The organism is Nocardioides conyzicola (genome assembly GCF_039543825.1).
Taxonomy (GTDB): Bacteria; Actinomycetota; Actinomycetes; order Propionibacteriales; family Nocardioidaceae; genus Nocardioides; species Nocardioides conyzicola.
Map to the genome: position 1 here is coordinate 1,983,177 of NZ_BAABKM010000002.1, position 14,877 is coordinate 1,998,053.

Annotated in this window: 12 protein-coding genes; all 12 read left to right on the forward strand. The window is 72.8% G+C overall.

The genetic code is table 11. From position 1 onward, the window contains the following. Nucleotides 1-46 precede the first annotated feature (46 nt). The 12 genes from ABEA34_RS12690 to dinB all read left to right on the forward strand — a co-directional run bounded on the left by ABEA34_RS12690 (nucleotide 47) and on the right by dinB (nucleotide 14,877). Entirely contained in the window at nucleotides 47-637 is a 591-nt protein-coding gene (locus ABEA34_RS12690; RefSeq protein WP_345521659.1) for a PadR family transcriptional regulator, read from the forward strand. After that, on the forward strand, nucleotides 634-1,356 hold the full coding sequence (locus ABEA34_RS12695) for an ABC transporter ATP-binding protein (RefSeq protein WP_345521660.1): 723 nt from the start codon (nucleotides 634-636) through the stop codon (nucleotides 1,354-1,356). The genes ABEA34_RS12690 and ABEA34_RS12695 overlap by 4 nt, the downstream gene beginning before the upstream one ends. Beyond that, nucleotides 1,353-3,974 (forward strand): FtsX-like permease family protein, encoded by a 2,622-nt coding sequence (locus tag ABEA34_RS12700; RefSeq protein ID WP_345521661.1) that lies wholly within the window; start codon nucleotides 1,353-1,355, stop codon nucleotides 3,972-3,974. Before ABEA34_RS12695 ends, ABEA34_RS12700 begins: the two co-directional genes overlap by 4 nt. A gap of 65 nt (nucleotides 3,975-4,039) precedes the next feature. Then, nucleotides 4,040-4,648, forward strand: coding sequence for a TetR/AcrR family transcriptional regulator (locus tag ABEA34_RS12705; RefSeq protein WP_345521662.1), 609 nt, complete (start codon nucleotides 4,040-4,042; stop codon nucleotides 4,646-4,648). A 67-nt stretch (nucleotides 4,649-4,715) separates the two neighbouring features. Next, complete coding sequence (locus tag ABEA34_RS12710) at nucleotides 4,716-5,501, forward strand: TIGR03084 family metal-binding protein (protein WP_345521663.1); 786 nt, start codon at nucleotides 4,716-4,718, stop codon at nucleotides 5,499-5,501. Then, nucleotides 5,494-7,200 carry an acyclic terpene utilization AtuA family protein gene (locus ABEA34_RS12715; RefSeq protein ID WP_345521664.1) on the forward strand — a complete coding sequence of 569 codons (1,707 nt, stop codon included), beginning with the start codon at nucleotides 5,494-5,496 and terminating at the stop codon, nucleotides 7,198-7,200. Before ABEA34_RS12710 ends, ABEA34_RS12715 begins: the two co-directional genes overlap by 8 nt. Beyond that, a complete protein-coding gene (locus tag ABEA34_RS12720) occupies nucleotides 7,200-8,318 on the forward strand; it encodes an acyl-CoA dehydrogenase family protein (protein WP_345521665.1) in 1,119 nt (372 codons plus the stop codon). The genes ABEA34_RS12715 and ABEA34_RS12720 overlap by 1 nt, the downstream gene beginning before the upstream one ends. Nucleotides 8,319-8,332: 14 nt before the next feature. Then, nucleotides 8,333-9,883 carry an acyl-CoA carboxylase subunit beta gene (locus tag ABEA34_RS12725; protein ID WP_345522786.1) on the forward strand — a complete coding sequence of 517 codons (1,551 nt, stop codon included), beginning with the start codon at nucleotides 8,333-8,335 and terminating at the stop codon, nucleotides 9,881-9,883. Continuing rightward, nucleotides 9,880-11,754 (forward strand): acetyl/propionyl/methylcrotonyl-CoA carboxylase subunit alpha, encoded by a 1,875-nt coding sequence (locus tag ABEA34_RS12730; protein WP_345521666.1) that lies wholly within the window; start codon nucleotides 9,880-9,882, stop codon nucleotides 11,752-11,754. Before ABEA34_RS12725 ends, ABEA34_RS12730 begins: the two co-directional genes overlap by 4 nt. Beyond that, nucleotides 11,751-12,935 (forward strand): acyl-CoA dehydrogenase family protein, encoded by a 1,185-nt coding sequence (locus ABEA34_RS12735; protein WP_345521667.1) that lies wholly within the window; start codon nucleotides 11,751-11,753, stop codon nucleotides 12,933-12,935. Before ABEA34_RS12730 ends, ABEA34_RS12735 begins: the two co-directional genes overlap by 4 nt. Before the next feature lie 44 nt (nucleotides 12,936-12,979). Then, on the forward strand, nucleotides 12,980-13,591 hold the full coding sequence (locus ABEA34_RS12740) for a carboxymuconolactone decarboxylase family protein (RefSeq protein WP_345521668.1): 612 nt from the start codon (nucleotides 12,980-12,982) through the stop codon (nucleotides 13,589-13,591). Between the two features lie 41 nt (nucleotides 13,592-13,632). Then, the gene (gene dinB / locus ABEA34_RS12745) at nucleotides 13,633-14,877 is read left to right on the forward strand and encodes a DNA polymerase IV (protein WP_345521669.1); all 1,245 of its coding nucleotides are present in this window, start codon (nucleotides 13,633-13,635) and stop codon (nucleotides 14,875-14,877) included.

The window sequence follows — 14,877 nt, forward strand, 5'->3', positions numbered from 1 at the left end:
GGTATCCACTCGCCGCGGGGGCGGGTGCGACGGTCGGGAGGCTGGGATGTCGGTGAAGCAGGCGCTGCTCGCGCTGCTCGAGGAGGGACCGCGCTACGGCTACCAGCTGCGCGCGCAGTTCGAGCAACGGACCGGGGCGACCTGGCCGCTCAACGTCGGGCAGGTCTACACGACGCTGACCCGGCTGGAGCGCGACGGGCTGGTCGTGGGCGCCGGCGCCGACGACGAGGGTCACGTGGTCTACCGGATCACCGAGGCCGGCAGGGGAGAGGTCGCCACCTGGTTCACCACCCCGGTCTCCCGGACGCAGCCGCCGCGCGACGAGCTCGCGATCAAGCTCGCGCTCGCCGTCACGGTGCCCGGCGTGGACGTGGGCCTGGTGATCCAGCAGCAGCGCTCCGCGTCGATGACCGCGCTCCAGGACTACACGCGCCTCAAGCGCCGCGCCGCCGAGGGCGCGCAGCCCGAGGACCTGGCCTGGTCGCTGGTGCTCGACTCGCTGGTCTTCTCGACCGAGGCGGAGATCCGCTGGCTCGACCACTGCGAGTCGCGGTTGCGCCGGGCGCAGCTCGAGCGACCGGAGGTCCTGCTCGACGAGATCCTTGCGGAAGAGGCCGACCAGGAGGCCAACCGGTGAGCGCCGTGCTGCAGCTGACCGACGTCACCCGGGTGCACGGGTCGGGCGAGACCGAGGTGCACGCGCTGCGTGCCGTCTCGTTCGCCGCCCACGCCGGTGAGCTGGTGGCGGTCATGGGCCCCTCCGGATCCGGCAAGTCGACCCTGCTGACCCTGGCCGGCGGCCTCGACGCACCGACGTCGGGCACGGTCCAGGTCGAGGGCGTCGACCTCGCCGGGCTCGGCAACACCGGCCGCGCGCGGATGCGGCGTACGTCGATCGGCTACGTCTTCCAGGACTTCAACCTGATCCCGGCGCTGACCGCGGCCGAGAACGTCGCGCTGCCGGCCGAGCTCGACGGGGCCGGCGCGCGAGCGGCGCGCACCGCGGCGCGGGCGGCGCTCGAGGAGGTCGGCATCGGCGACCTCTGGGACCGCTTCCCCGACAACATGTCCGGCGGTCAGCAGCAGCGCGTCGCGATCGCCCGGGCCGTCGTCGGGGAGCGGCGGCTGATCCTCGCCGACGAGCCGACCGGCGCGCTCGACACCGAGACCGGCGAGGAGATCCTCCGCCTGCTGCGGGCCCGCTGCGACGCCGGCGCGGCCGGCGTCCTGGTGACCCACGAGGCCCGGCACGCCGCCTGGGCCGACCGCGTGGTCTTCCTGCGGGACGGCGTCGTCGTCGACGAGACCGGATCCGACCGGGCCGACGTGCTGCTCGACTCGGGCTCCTCGCGATGAGGTGGCTCCGGTCCTGGCGGCTGCCCCTGCGGCTCGCCAGGCGTGAGGCCGCGCGCGCCCGAGGCCGCAGCATCCTCGTCCTCGTCATGATCGCCCTCCCGGTGCTCGCCGTGACGGCTGCGGACGTCGTCATCCAGACGTCCGACGTCTCGACCGTCGAGGGGCTGGACCGGCGGATCGGCGCCGCCGACGCGCTGGTCACCTACCAGCAGGGCAGCGGCGAGGTCTTCCAGGACGTCGACCCGGTCCACTCGACGTCCATGGGCGCCGAGGAGCAGGAGCCGCTGCCCGACCTCGCCGCCGTCGAGCGCGCGCTCGGCCCCGGCACCACCGGCATCACCTGGGGTGAGGGCACCGTCGGGGTCGAGACCGCGAAGGGCGTGGCCGACACCGACGTGAGCGAGGTCGACCTGCGCGACCCGCTCGCCGACGGGATCTTCGACGTCACCTCCGGGCGCCCCGCGGCGGCACCCGACGAGATCGTGGTCAACCACGACCTCGCCGACCGCGGCTTCGCGCTCGGCGACGACCTGACCGTCCGCGACGGCACGACCTACACGGTGGTCGGCATCGGCGACGACACGACGGATCGCGGCTACCCGAAGGCCGTCGGGCTGCCGGGAGCGTTCGGCATCGCGAAGGACGGTCTCGACGCGGGCTTCCTCGTCGGCGGCGGACCGGTCAGCTGGGAGCAGGTCCGCGCGCTCAACGTCGGTGGTGGCCTGGTGCTCTCGCGCGCCGTCGTGCTCGACCCGCCGCCGCGCTCCGAGGTCCCGGACCAGGTCAAGATGTTCAGCGGCGGCACCGACTCGGCCACGATCGCGGTCATCGTGCTGATCGTCGTGATGGCGCTGATCGAGGTGGTGCTGCTCGCCGGGCCGGCGTTCGCCGTCGGCGCCCGCCGCCAGTCGCGCTCGCTCGCCCTGATGGCCGCGACCGGGGGTACGCCGCGCCAGGCCCGGCGCGTGGTGCTGGCCAGCGGCGTCGTGCTCGGCGGTCTCGGTGCGGTGCTCGGCGTGGTGCTCGGACTCGTGGTCGGGTGGCTGGTGCTGCCGATCGTCCAGCGCTTCTCGGACGCCTGGCTCGGTCCCTTCGACGTCCCGTGGCCGCACCTGGTCGGCATCGCCGGCTTCGGGCTGCTGAGCGCGTTGCTCGCGGCCGTCGTGCCGGCCTGGATCGCGTCGCGCCAGGACGTCGTGGCCGTGCTGGCGGGCCGCCGTGGCGACCGCCGCCCGTCGCTGCGCTCGCCGATCCTCGGCACGGTCCTGCTGGGTGTCGGGGTCGGGGGCGCCGTGCTCGGCGCCAAGGGGTTCGGCGAGTTCTTCATCGCCGGGGCCGCGATCCTGGCGGTGCTCGGCATGATCCTGCTCGTCCCCGTCGTGCTCGTGGCGGTGGCCCGGCTCGCGCGCCGCTTCCCGCTGACGCTGCGCTACGCCGTACGCGACGCGGCCCGGCACCGGTCGCGCACCGTGCCGGCGGTGGCCGCCGTCGCCGCGACCGTCGCGGGCGTCGTCGCCCTGGGGATCGGGGTCACCAGCGACGAGGCAGCGAACGCCGGCACCTACACCAGGTCCCTCCCGACGGGGACGGGAGCCGTGACCGAGTACTCCGCGACCGCCGAGCAGTGGGACCGCCTGCGGGCCGCCGTCGTCCGGGAGCTGCCGGGTGCGACCGTCACCCCGATCCACGGCGTGCTGGAAGGAGGGGACGCGTCCGAGCCGTCCTACTACGTCGACACCCTCCTGCCGGGGAGCACGGCCGATGCCCGCTTCCTCGACAACACGGGGTCGGCGCTCGGCTCGTCGACCCTGGTCAGCGACGACGGCCTGCCGGACGTGCTGGACGTGCCGTCGTCCTCGCGGGAGCCCGCCGTCGCGATGCTCAGGGCGGGGGGTGCCGTGGTCTTCACCGACCGGGGCGTCGACACCGAGCGGGTCGAGCTGGTCGCCCACCGGTGGAACCCGGACGGGACGCACGAGAGGGTGACCCGCGCGACGGTGCCGGCGCTCGTCGTGCCGATCGCCCACAACCAGGCGGGGCCGGGCGTCGTCATGCCGAGGGCGGCGGCGAAGCGGCTCCAGGTGCCGGTCGGCACCGTGGGCCAGGCCGTCACCGGGATCGACATCAGCGACCGGCAGGAGACCGACCTCGGCGAGGTGCTGACCGGGATCGACGAGAACGCGTCGATCTACGTCGAGCGCGGCTACCAGGCCGACGACGAGACCGTGATCATCCAGCTGGTGCTGGCCGCGCTGGGTGCCGTGCTGATGCTCGGCGGCACCCTGACAGCGACCTTCCTGGCGCTCTCGGACGCCCGCGCCGACCTGGCCACGCTCTCCGCCGTGGGGGCGGCCCCGCGGACGCGCCGGGGGGTGGCGGCGGCGTACGCCCTGGTGGTGGGGCTGGTCGGCGCGGCCCTCGGCGCGGTGGTCGGGTTCATCCCCGGCGTCGCGATCAGCTACCCGCTCACCAACGGCTACGGAGACGTCGACGCGCACTACCTCGACATCCCGTGGCTGCTGGTCCTCGGGCTCGTCGTCGGGCTGCCGCTCCTCACTGCGCTGATCGTCGGCGTGACCGCACGGTCGCGGCTGCCGTTGGTCGCCCGCCTCGACTGACCCACCGCCCCACCAAACAAAAAGTCAGGCTTGACTGTTTGTTGGTGGGGCGGCAGGCTGGCCCGGTGACGACGGCAGCGGGAGCGACGCGGGTGCCCCAGGAGGAGCGCACCCGGGTGATGCGGGCCCGGCTGCTGGAGGCGACGGTGGACTGCCTGGTGGAGCGGGGCTTCGCCGGCACGTCGACGACGCTGGTCTCGGAGCGGGCCGGGGTCAGCCGGGGAGCGCAGCTGCACCACTTCCCGACCAAGAACGACCTCGTCGTCGCCGCCGTCGAGCACCTCACCGAGAAGCGCGGCGCCGAGCTGGCGGCCGCGGCTGCGGCGCTGCCCGACGGCCCCCGGCACACCCGCGCGGTGATGCAGATGCTCGGCGACCACTTCGCCTCGCCGGTCTTCAACGCCGCGCTGGAGCTCTGGGTCGCGGCCCGCACCGACGCCCAGCTGCTCGCCGCCGTCGGACCGCTCGAGCAGCGGGTCGGTCGGGAGACGCACCGGCTGACCGTCGAGCTGCTCGGCGCCGACGAGTCGGTTCCCGGCGTACGCGAGCTCGTGCAGGCCACCCTCGACCTGGTCCGCGGGCTGGGCCTGGCCAACACGATCACCGACGACGCCCACCGTCGCGGCCGGATCCTCGACCGCTGGGCCGACGTACTGGACAAGGAGCTCGCATGAGCACCCCACGAAACTGCGGGTCTCCCCCGCTTCGCTCCTCCGACCCACACTTTCGAGGGGACCCCGCATGAGCCTGCTCGACGACCTGCTCGACGACCTCAAGGCCGAGGGCGACAGGCTCTGGAGCACCGTCTCCGGCCTCGACGCGGACGGCTGGCAGACGCCCACGCCCGCGGCGGGCTGGACGGTCGCGACGACCGTGGCCCACCTGCTCTGGACCGACGAGGTCGCCGTCGTCGCCGCGACCGACAAGGACGCGTGGGACGCGATCGTGCTCGAGGGCATGGCCGACCCGACCGGGTACGTCGACCAGCAGGCGATCGAGGTCGCCCGGCTCTCTCCCGCGGCCCTGCTCGCCAGGTGGGGCAAGGCGCGCGAGGCACTGCCGGCCGCGCTCCGGGACTTCCCGACCGGGCAGAGGATGCCGTGGTTCGGGCCGCCGATGTCGCCCGCGTCGATGGCGACCGCACGGTTCATGGAGACCTGGGCGCACAGCCTCGACGTGTACGACGCGCTCGGCGTCGAGCCCGAGAGGAGCGACCGGATCCGGCATGTCGCGCACCTCGGCGTACGCACCCGCGACTTCGCCTACTCGGTGCACGGTCTGCCGGCGCCGGGCGAGGAGTTCCGGATCGACCTGGTCTCGCCGTCCGAGGAGCAGTGGAGCTGGGGTCCGGAGGACGCCGCGCAGACGGTGACCGGGTCGGCGTGGGACTTCTGCCTGCTGGTCACCCAGCGGGTGCACCGCGACGACACCGACCTGGTGGCGACGGGGGCCGACGCCGAGCAGTGGCTGACGATCGCGCAGGCCTTCGCGGGTCCGGCCGGCGAGGGGCGCGCTCCCCGTGGCTGACGCGATGCGCATCGGCAACTGCTCCGGCTTCTACGGCGACCGGCTGGCCGCGATGCGGCAGATGCTGGAGGGCGGCCAGCTGGACGTCCTCACCGGCGACTACCTGGCCGAGCTGACCATGCTGATCCTCGGCAAGGACACCATGAAGGACCCGTCGCTGGGCTACGCCAAGACCTTCGTCCGTCAGCTCGAGGACTCGCTCGGGCTCGCGCTCGAGCGGGGCGTGCGGATCGTCAGCAACGCCGGCGGCCTCAACCCCGCCGGGCTCGCCGACCGGCTGCGCGAGGTCGCACACGGGCTCGGGCTGGATCCCGCGATCGCGCACGTCGAGGGCGACGACGTACGCGCGCTGGACCTGCGTCCCGGTGCGCTGACCGCCAACGCCTACCTCGGCGGCTTCGGCATCGCCGCAGCCCTCACCGCCGGCGCCGACGTGGTCGTCACCGGCCGCGTGACGGACGCGAGCCTGGTCGTCGGACCAGCGGTCGCGCACCACGGCTGGACGCCGACGTCGTACGACGAGCTGGCGGGCGCCGTCGTCGCGGGGCACGTGCTCGAGTGCGGCACCCAGGCCACCGGCGGCAACTTCTCCGGCTTCAAGACGCTGCCCCATGACGGCACGCCGCTCGGCTTCCCGCTCGCGGAGATCGCCGCCGACGGCTCGTGCGTCGTCACCAAGCACGACGCCACCGGCGGCGCGGTCACGGTCGACACCGTCACGGCCCAGCTGCTCTACGAGATCCAGTCGACCCGCTACCTCAACCCCGACGTGACGACGCTGCTCGACACCGTCGAGCTGCACGAGGTCGGCCGCGACCGGGTCTCGGTCTCGGGGGTGCGTGGCGAGGCGCCGCCGGAGCGGCTCAAGGTCTGCGTCAACGAGCTCGGCGGCTTCCGCAACACGGTCGAGCTCGTGCTCACCGGCCTCGACATCGACGCGAAGGCCGACTGGGTGCGCGAGCAGCTCACCCCGGCGCTCACCGCGAGCGAGGTCAGCTGGACCCGGACCGCGCTCCCCCCGGTCGACGCCGACACCGAGGAGGGTGCGTCCTGCCTGCTGCGGTGCACGGTCAAGGACGCCTCGCCCGACCCGGTCGGTCGCGCGTTCACCAGCGCGGCGGTCGAGCTCGCGCTGGCGTCGTACCCCGGCTTCACGATGACCGCGCCGCCCGCGCAGCCGACGCCGTACGGCATCTACCGGGCGGAGTACGTCGACCGCGCGGCCGTCACCCACACCGTCGTGCACGCCGACGGCCGGCGCGAGGTAGTCGCGGACCCGACCGAGTTCAGCACCGCCGACGACCGGGACAGCCTGCGGCCGTCGCCCTTCCCGGCGCCGATCGACTCGCTCACCCGGCGCGCGCCGCTCGGCTCCTTCGTGCACGCGCGCTCCGGCGACAAGGGCGGCGACGCCAACCTCGGCCTGTGGGTGGTGCACGACGGCTCGGACAAGTACGAGGCCCGGGTCACCTGGCTGACCAAGCTGATCACGCCGCGCAAGGTGCGCGAGCTGCTGCCCGAGGCCGCCGACCTCGACGTCGAGGTGCACGTGCTGCCCAACCTGGGTGGCGTCAACGTGCTCATCCGTGGCCTGCTCGGCGACGGCGTGGCCGCGTCGACACGCTTCGACCCGCAGGCCAAGGGGCTCGGCGAGTGGATGCGCTCGCGGGTCGTGCACGTCCAGGAAGGCCTGATCTGATGAGCGAGCTGCGTGAGCTCGGAGCCGAGTTCGTCCGGCGCGAGGTCGCGCCGTACCTCCAGGAGTGGGAGGACGCCGGCGAGATCCCGCGGTCCGTGCACCTGGCGGCCGCGAAGCAGGGCCTGCTCGGCATCTCGTTCTCCGAGGACGTCGGCGGCGAGGGTGGCGACGTCCTCGACACGGTCGACCTGCAGGAGGGGATGCTCGGGGCCGGTGCCTCGAGCGGCTTCCTGTCCGCGCTCTTCACCGGCGGCATCGCGCTGCCGCACATCGCGGTGTCGGGCAACGCCGACCTGGTCGACCGGTTCGTCCGGCCGACGCTGGCCGGCGAGACGATCGGCGCGCTCGCCATCACCGAGCCCGGTGGCGGCTCCGACGTCGGCGGCATCACGACCACTGCCGTCCGCGACGGCGACCACTTCGTCGTCAACGGCGCCAAGACGTTCATCACCAGCGGCGTGCGCGCCGACTTCGTCACGACCGCCGTGCGCACCGGCGGCCCGGGCGCGGGCGGGGTCAGCCTCCTCGTCGTCGAGAAGGGCACGCCCGGCTTCACCGTCGACCGGTCGCTGCGCAAGATGGGCTGGCACTGCTCCGACACCGCCGAGCTCTCGTACGCCGACGTGCGGGTGCCGGTCGCCAACCTGGTCGGTGCGGAGAACTCGGGCTTCCTGCAGATTGCCGCGCAGTTCGTCGTGGAGCGGCTGGCGCTGGCGGTGCACGCCTACGGGATCGCCTCCCGGTCGCTGGAGCTGACGGCGGCGTACTGCCGCGACCGCGACACCTTCGGCAAGCCGCTGATCTCGCGTCAGGTGGTGCGGCACCAGCTCGTCGAGATGCGGCGCCAGGTGGAGGTGGCACGGACCTACACCCGCGAGGTCGCCCGCCGCCACGCGGCTGGGGAGCAGGTCATCGCCGAGGCCTGCCTGGCGAAGAAGACCGCGTGCGACACCGCGACGTACGTCTGCGACCAGGCCGTCCAGCTGCACGGCGGGACGGGATACATGCACGGGACCGAGGTCGAGCGGCACTACCGCGACGCCCGGATCCTGCCGATCGGAGGAGGGGCCAGCGAAGTGCTGACCGATCTCGCAGCCAAGCTGCTGGGCTACACGTGAGCAACCGCGAGGCGATGCTCGAGAAGCTCGCCGCCCTGGACACCGAGCACGCCAAGGCCGTCGCCGGCGGTGGCGAGCGCTCCGTCGAGCGCCACCACCAGCGCGGCAAGCTGCTGCCCCGTGAGCGGATCGAGCTGCTCGTCGACGAGGGCTCCGCGTTCCTGGAGCTGTCGCCGCTCGCCGGCTGGGGCTCGGACTTCGCCGTCGGCGCCAGCGTGGTCACCGGCATCGGCGTGATCGAGGGCGTCGAGTGCATGATCACCGCCAACGACCCGACCGTGAAAGGCGGCGCCTCCAACCCGTGGACCGTGAAGAAGATCTTCCGGGCCTCGCAGATCGCCGAGGAGAACGGGCTGCCCACGGTCTCGCTGGTGGAGTCCGGCGGTGCGGACCTGCCGACCCAGAAGGAGATCTTCATCCCGGGCGGCAAGCTCTTCCGCGACATCACCCGCGCCAGCGCCCGCAAGGAGCCGACGATCGCGCTGGTCTTCGGCAACTCAACCGCCGGCGGCGCCTACGTGCCGGGCATGTCCGACTACACCGTGATGGTGCGCAACCAGGCCAAGGTCTTCCTCGGCGGGCCGCCGCTCGTCAAGATGGCGACCGGCGAGGAGTCCGACGACGAGTCCCTCGGCGGCGCCGAGATGCACGCGCGCACGTCGGGCCTCGCCGACTACCTGGCCGAGGACGAGCACGACGCGATCCGGATCGGCCGGCGGATCGTCGCGCGGCTCAACTGGCGCAAGGCGACGGCCGCGCCGACGTCGTACGCCCAGCCGGACGAGGACCCGGACGGCCTGCTCGACCTGATCCCGAGCGACCTCAAGGAGCCGTTCGACCCGCGCGAGGTGATCCGCCGTATCTGTGACGGCGTGAGCGATACCAATGCTGTCGTCTTCGACGAGTTCAAGCCGCTCTACGGGCCGTCGCTCGTCGTCGGCTGGGCGCAGCTGCACGGACGCCCGATCGGCATCCTCGCCAACGCGCAGGGCGTGCTCTTCTCGCAGGAGGCGCAGAAGGCCACGCAGTTCGTGCAGCTCGCCAACCAGACCGACACCCCGCTGCTCTTCCTGCACAACACCACCGGCTACATGGTCGGCAAGGAGTACGAGCAGGGCGGGATCATCAAGCACGGCGCGATGATGATCAACGCGATCAGCAACTCCACGGTCCCGCACCTGAGCGTAATCATGGGGGCGTCGTACGGCGCCGGCAACTACGGCATGAACGGCCGCGCCTTCGACCCGCGCTTCCTCTTCACCTGGCCGTCCGCGAAGTCCGCGGTGATGGGCCCGGCGCAGCTCGCCGGCGTGCTCGAGATCGTCGCGCAGCAGTCCGCGGAGTCCAAGGGCCAGACCTTCGACGCCGAGGGCTTCAAGGGCGTCAAGGAGATCGTCGAGGCCCAGATCGAGGAGCAGTCGATGCCCTACTTCCTGTCCGGGATGCTGTACGACGACGGGGTGATCGACCCGCGCGACACCCGCACCGTGCTCGGCATCTGCCTCTCGGTCATCGAGACCAAGGCGTACGCCGGCACCGACCGGTTCGGGGTGTTCCGCGCATGACGATCCAGCGACTGCTCGTCGCCAACCGGGCCGAGATCGCCTCGCGGGTCTTCCGGACCTGCCGCGCTCTCGGGATCGAGACCGTGGCGATCCACTCCGATGCCGACGCGCTGCTGCCCTACGTGCGCGAGGCCGACACCGCCGTGCACCTGCCGGGCACCGCACCGGCCGACACCTACCTGCGCGCCGACCTCGTCATCGACGCGGCCCGCCGTACGGGCGCCGACGCGATCCACCCCGGCTACGGGTTCCTGTCCGAGAACGCCGACTTCGCCCGAGCCGTCATCGACGCCGGCCTGACCTGGGTGGGACCGGCGCCCGCGTCGATCGACGCGATGGGCTCCAAGATCGAGGCCAAGCGGATCATGCGCGAGGCCGGCGTACCCACGCTGGAGGCGCCCGCCGAGCCCACCGAGGCCGACCTGCCGCTGCTGGTCAAGGCGTCCGCGGGTGGCGGTGGTCGGGGCATGCGGATCGTCCGCGCGCTGGCCGATCTGCCGGGCGAGATCGCCCGGGCCGAGGCCGAGGCGCTGTCGGCGTTCGGCGACGGCACCGTCTTCGTCGAGCCGTACGTCGAGAACGGGCGGCACGTCGAGGTCCAGGTGGTCGGCACGGCCGTCTACGGCGAGCGCGACTGCTCGCTGCAGCGACGTCACCAGAAGGTCGTCGAGGAGGCGCCGGCTCCCGGGCTCGGCGACGAGGTGCGTGCGGCGCTGCACGACGCGGCCCGCAAGGCCGCCGAGGCGGTCGACTACCAGGGTGCCGGCACCGTCGAGTTCCTCTACGACCCGGCCACCGAGCGGTTCTTCTTCCTGGAGATGAACACCCGCCTCCAGGTCGAGCACCCGGTCACGGAGCTGGTGCACGGCGTCGACCTGGTGGAGCTGCAGCTCGCGGCGGCGGAGGGTCGATCACGGGGCAACGGGACCGACCTGGGCCCCCGCGGCCATGCCATCGAGGTGCGGCTGTACGCCGAGGACCCGGCGGCCGACTACCAGCCGCAGAGCGGCTCGCTGACGACCTTCGAGATCCCGCTCGAGGGCGGCATCCGCGTGGACGCCGGCTTCGAGAGCGGCAGCGAGGTGTCGACGCACTACGACGCCATGCTGGCCAAGGTCATCGCCTACGCGCCGACCCGGGAGGCCGCGGCCCGCAAGCTCGCGGGCGTCCTGAGCCGGGCGAGGATCCACGGGCTGGTCACCAACCGGGACCTGCTGGTGTCGATCCTGCGGGACCAGGCGTTCCTCGCTGGCGACGTCTCGACCGCTTTCCTGGGTGATTTCGAGACCGGACCTCGTCCCTCCTCGACCAACGGTCCGGCCGTGGCGGCGGCGATCGCGCTGGCCGAGCAGGCCAAGGAGCGCCGTACAGTGCAGCGCGGCGTCCCCGTCGCCTGGCGCAACGTGACGTCGCAGCCGCAGCGGACGGTCTTCGAGGAGGCGACCGTCGAGTGGCTCGGCGCCTACGTCGTCGACGGTCACACGGTCGTCTCGGCGAGCCCGACCGGCGTCACGCTCGAGACCGACGGCGTGCGCACGACGTACGACGTGGCCGTGGTCGGTGACGCGGTCGACGTGGACAGCCCGCACGGCCACGTCCGGCTCACCCGGGTGCCCCGGTTCGTCGACCCGGCCGACGCGGTGGCGAGCGGGAGCCTGCTCGCGCCGATGCCGGGCACCGTCGTCCGGGTCGCCGTCGAGCAGGGACAGACCGTCGCAGCCGGCGAGCTCGTGCTCGTCCTGGAGGCCATGAAGATGCAGCACTCCGTGACCGCGCCGTACGCCGGCGTCGTCACGGAGGTCAACGTGAATCCCGGTGCGCAGGTCGCCTCCGGAGAAGTACTCGCCGTCGTCGAAGGAGAAGAAGCATGAGCACCACGCACGGGTTCACCGATACCCCGTTCCAAGAGACCCAGGAGCGCCAGGAGCTGCGCAAGCAGGTGGCGAAGCTGGCCGGCAAGTTCGGCCGCGACTGGTTCACCGAGAAGGCCCGCAGCGGCGGCAAGACGACCGAGCTCTGGCTGGAGATCGGCAAGAACGGCTACCTCGGCATCAACATCCCGGAGCAGTACGGCGGGGGTGGCGGCGGCATCGGCGACATCGCGGCCGTCTGCGAGGAGCTAGCCGCGCAGGGCTGCCCGCTGCTGCTCATGGTCGTCAGCCCCGCGATCTGCGGCACGATCATCACCCGCTACGGCACGGAGGAGCAGAAGCAGCGCTGGCTCCCAGGCATCTGCGACGGCACCGGCACGATGGCCTTCGCCATCACCGAGCCCGACGCCGGCACCAACTCCCACAACATCACCACCACCGCCCGGCGCGACGGCGACGGCTGGGTCCTCAACGGCCGCAAGATCTACATCTCCGGCGTCGACGAGGCCGACAACGTGCTCGTCGTCGCGCGCACCGAGGACGCCAAGACCGGCAAGCTCAAGCCCTGCCTCTTCGTGGTCCCGACCGACGCCGAGGGCTTCGAGGCCAAGTCGATCCCGATGGAGATCGTCAGCCCCGAGCTGCAGTTCCAGGTCTTCATCGACGACGTCCGGCTGCCCGCCGACGCGCTCGTCGGCGACGAGGACGGCGGGCTGGTCCAGCTCTTCGCCGGCCTCAACCCCGAGCGCATCATGGCCGCGAGCTTCTCCACCGGACTCGCCCGCTTCGCGCTCGACAAGGCGACCGCGTACGCCAAGGAGCGCGTCGTCTTCAAGGACGCCATCGGCTCCCACCAGGCCGTCGCGCACCCGCTCGCGCAGTCGCACATCGAGATCGAGATGGCCCGGCTGATGACCCAGAAGGCGGCGGCGCTCTACGACGCCGGCGACGACATGGGTGCGGGCGAGGCCGCCAACATGGCCAAGTACGCCGCCGCCGAGGCCGCGTGCGACGCCGCCGACCGGGCCGTGCAGACCCACGGCGGCAACGGGATCACCCAGGAGTACGGCATGGCCGGCCTCCTGGTCGCCACCCGCGCCGGCCGGATCGCCCCGGTCAGCCGCGAGATGATCCTCAACTTCGTGGCCATGCACTCCCTGGGCCTGCCCAAGTCCTACTGAGGTCAGGTGGCCAGGTAGACGCCGGTCTGTCACAGTCGGTGGTGATGACAGACGACGTGAGCGACGGTGGCACCGACAGCTGGACCAGCGGTGGAGCCACCGCGCTCGCGGAGCACGCCCCGGAGGTGTTCGCGGCGTACGGGCTGCTGACGTCGGTGCGGCCCATCGGCGTGCACGACGAGATGCTGGAGTCGGCGGCGGTCGCGGCGTTCGCCGAGCAGTTCGGGGTCCACGCGGATGCGATCGACCAGCAGGTCCGCGACCGGTTCACCCGGACGACGGGCGACCACGCGGCCGCGGTCGTCGACATGGTCTGGATCTCGGACGTGTCGCCGCGGATCCGGGAGACGCTCGACGCGGTCTTCGGGCCCTCGGACGTCTGGCCGGGGAAGCGCCGCTACCCGGTCTCGGACACCCAGGTCGCGATCCAGGGCTTCGCGCAGTCGGTGGCGCTCCTCGACCGCCTCGACGCCGACCTCACCGACGCGGGCCAGGCGGCGCTGGCGCTGGTCGACGCGATGAACCGCACCCCGTCCGAGATCCCCGGCTCGACGGTCGAGGCCGTCCACGAGCTCCTCACCCCCGCGCAGGCCGTCGAGGTCGTGCTCGACGCCGCCCGCAGCTCGGCCGACCGGATCCCCGCCGCGCTCGGCTGACCGGCGCTTGCCTCGATCGAACATCTGTTCGATCATGAGTCGTGGGCAGAGTGCGGGACAGCGAGACGGCGAGCATCCTGCACGCCGACCTCGACTCGTTCTTCGCCTCCGTCGAGCAGCGCGACGACCCACGGCTGCGCGGCCGCCCGGTCATCGTCGGAGGCGGCGTCGTGCTCGCGGCGAGCTACGAGGCCAAGGCGTACGGCGTCCGCTCGGCGATGGGTGGGCGGCAGGCGCAGCGGCTGTGCCCGGACGCGCTCGTCGTGCCGCCCCGATTCCCGGCGTACGTCGAGGCGAGCCGCGCGGTCTTCGAGGTCTTCGACGACACCACCCCGCTGGTGGAGGGGATCTCGATCGACGAGGCGTTCCTCGACGTCGGCGGCCTGCGCCGCCTCGTCGGCGACCCGGAGACGATCGGCGCCACGCTGAGGCGGCGGGTGCGCGACGAGGTGGGCCTGCCGATCTCGGTGGGGATCGCGCGCACCAAGTACCTCGCCAAGGTGGCGAGCGCCGTCTCCAAACCCGACGGGCTGCTCCTGGTCCCGCCGGACGGTGAGCGGGAGTTCCTGCACCCGCTGCCGGTCGAGCGGCTGTGGGGCGTCGGGGCGGTGACCGCCGCCAAGCTGCACGCCGACGGGATCCGCACGATCGGCGAGCTCGCCCGGCGCGAGGAGCTGGAGCTGACGGCCGCGGTCGGGCAGGCCGCGGGCCGCCACCTCTGGGCGCTGGCCAACCTGCGCGACCCCCGGCCGGTCGAGGTCGGTCGCCGGCGCCGGTCGATCGGCTCGCAGGCGGCGATCGGGCGGGCCGGTCACCGCAAGCGGCGCGAGGACCTCGACGCGCTGCTCGCCGGCCTGGTGGACCGGGTCGCGCGGCGGCTGCGCGGAGGCGAGCGGATCGGGCGGACGTTCACGCTGCGGCTGCGGTTCGACGACTTCACCCGGGTGACGCGGTCGACGACGATCCCGCGCTCGACCGCCTCGACGGCGACCTGGCTGGAGACGGGCCGGGGTCTCCTCGACACGGCCTGGCCACTGGTCGAGGAGCGCGGCTGCACCCTGCTCGGCATCACCATCTCCGGCCTGGTCGACGCGAGCGGCGAGGAGCAGCTCGAGCTGCCGCTCTTCGCGGCCGAGACCGCCGCCGGGAGCCTCGACGTCGCGCTCGACCGGGTGCGCGACCGGTTCGGGTCCAGCGCCGTGAAGCGGGCGGTGCTGGTGGGCCGTCACGCCGGGCTCGAGATGCCGACGCTGCCGGACCCCGGTCCGACCCCACGTCTACGCTGA

Bases quoted from the DNA above. Each gene is read 5' to 3' on its own strand.
- ABEA34_RS12690 (WP_345521659.1), top strand. From the start codon at position 47: ATGTCGGTGAAGCAGGCGCTGCTCGCGCTGCTCGAGGAGGGACCGCGC.
- ABEA34_RS12700 (WP_345521661.1), top strand. From the start codon at position 1,353: ATGAGGTGGCTCCGGTCCTGGCGGCTGCCCCTGCGGCTCGCCAGGCGT.
- ABEA34_RS12710 (WP_345521663.1), top strand. From the start codon at position 4,716: ATGAGCCTGCTCGACGACCTGCTCGACGACCTCAAGGCCGAGGGCGAC.
- ABEA34_RS12720 (WP_345521665.1), top strand. From the start codon at position 7,200: ATGAGCGAGCTGCGTGAGCTCGGAGCCGAGTTCGTCCGGCGCGAGGTC.
- ABEA34_RS12725 (WP_345522786.1), top strand. From the start codon at position 8,333: ATGCTCGAGAAGCTCGCCGCCCTGGACACCGAGCACGCCAAGGCCGTC.
- ABEA34_RS12730 (WP_345521666.1), top strand. From the start codon at position 9,880: ATGACGATCCAGCGACTGCTCGTCGCCAACCGGGCCGAGATCGCCTCG.
- ABEA34_RS12735 (WP_345521667.1), top strand. From the start codon at position 11,751: ATGAGCACCACGCACGGGTTCACCGATACCCCGTTCCAAGAGACCCAG.
- ABEA34_RS12740 (WP_345521668.1), top strand. From the start codon at position 12,980: ATGACAGACGACGTGAGCGACGGTGGCACCGACAGCTGGACCAGCGGT.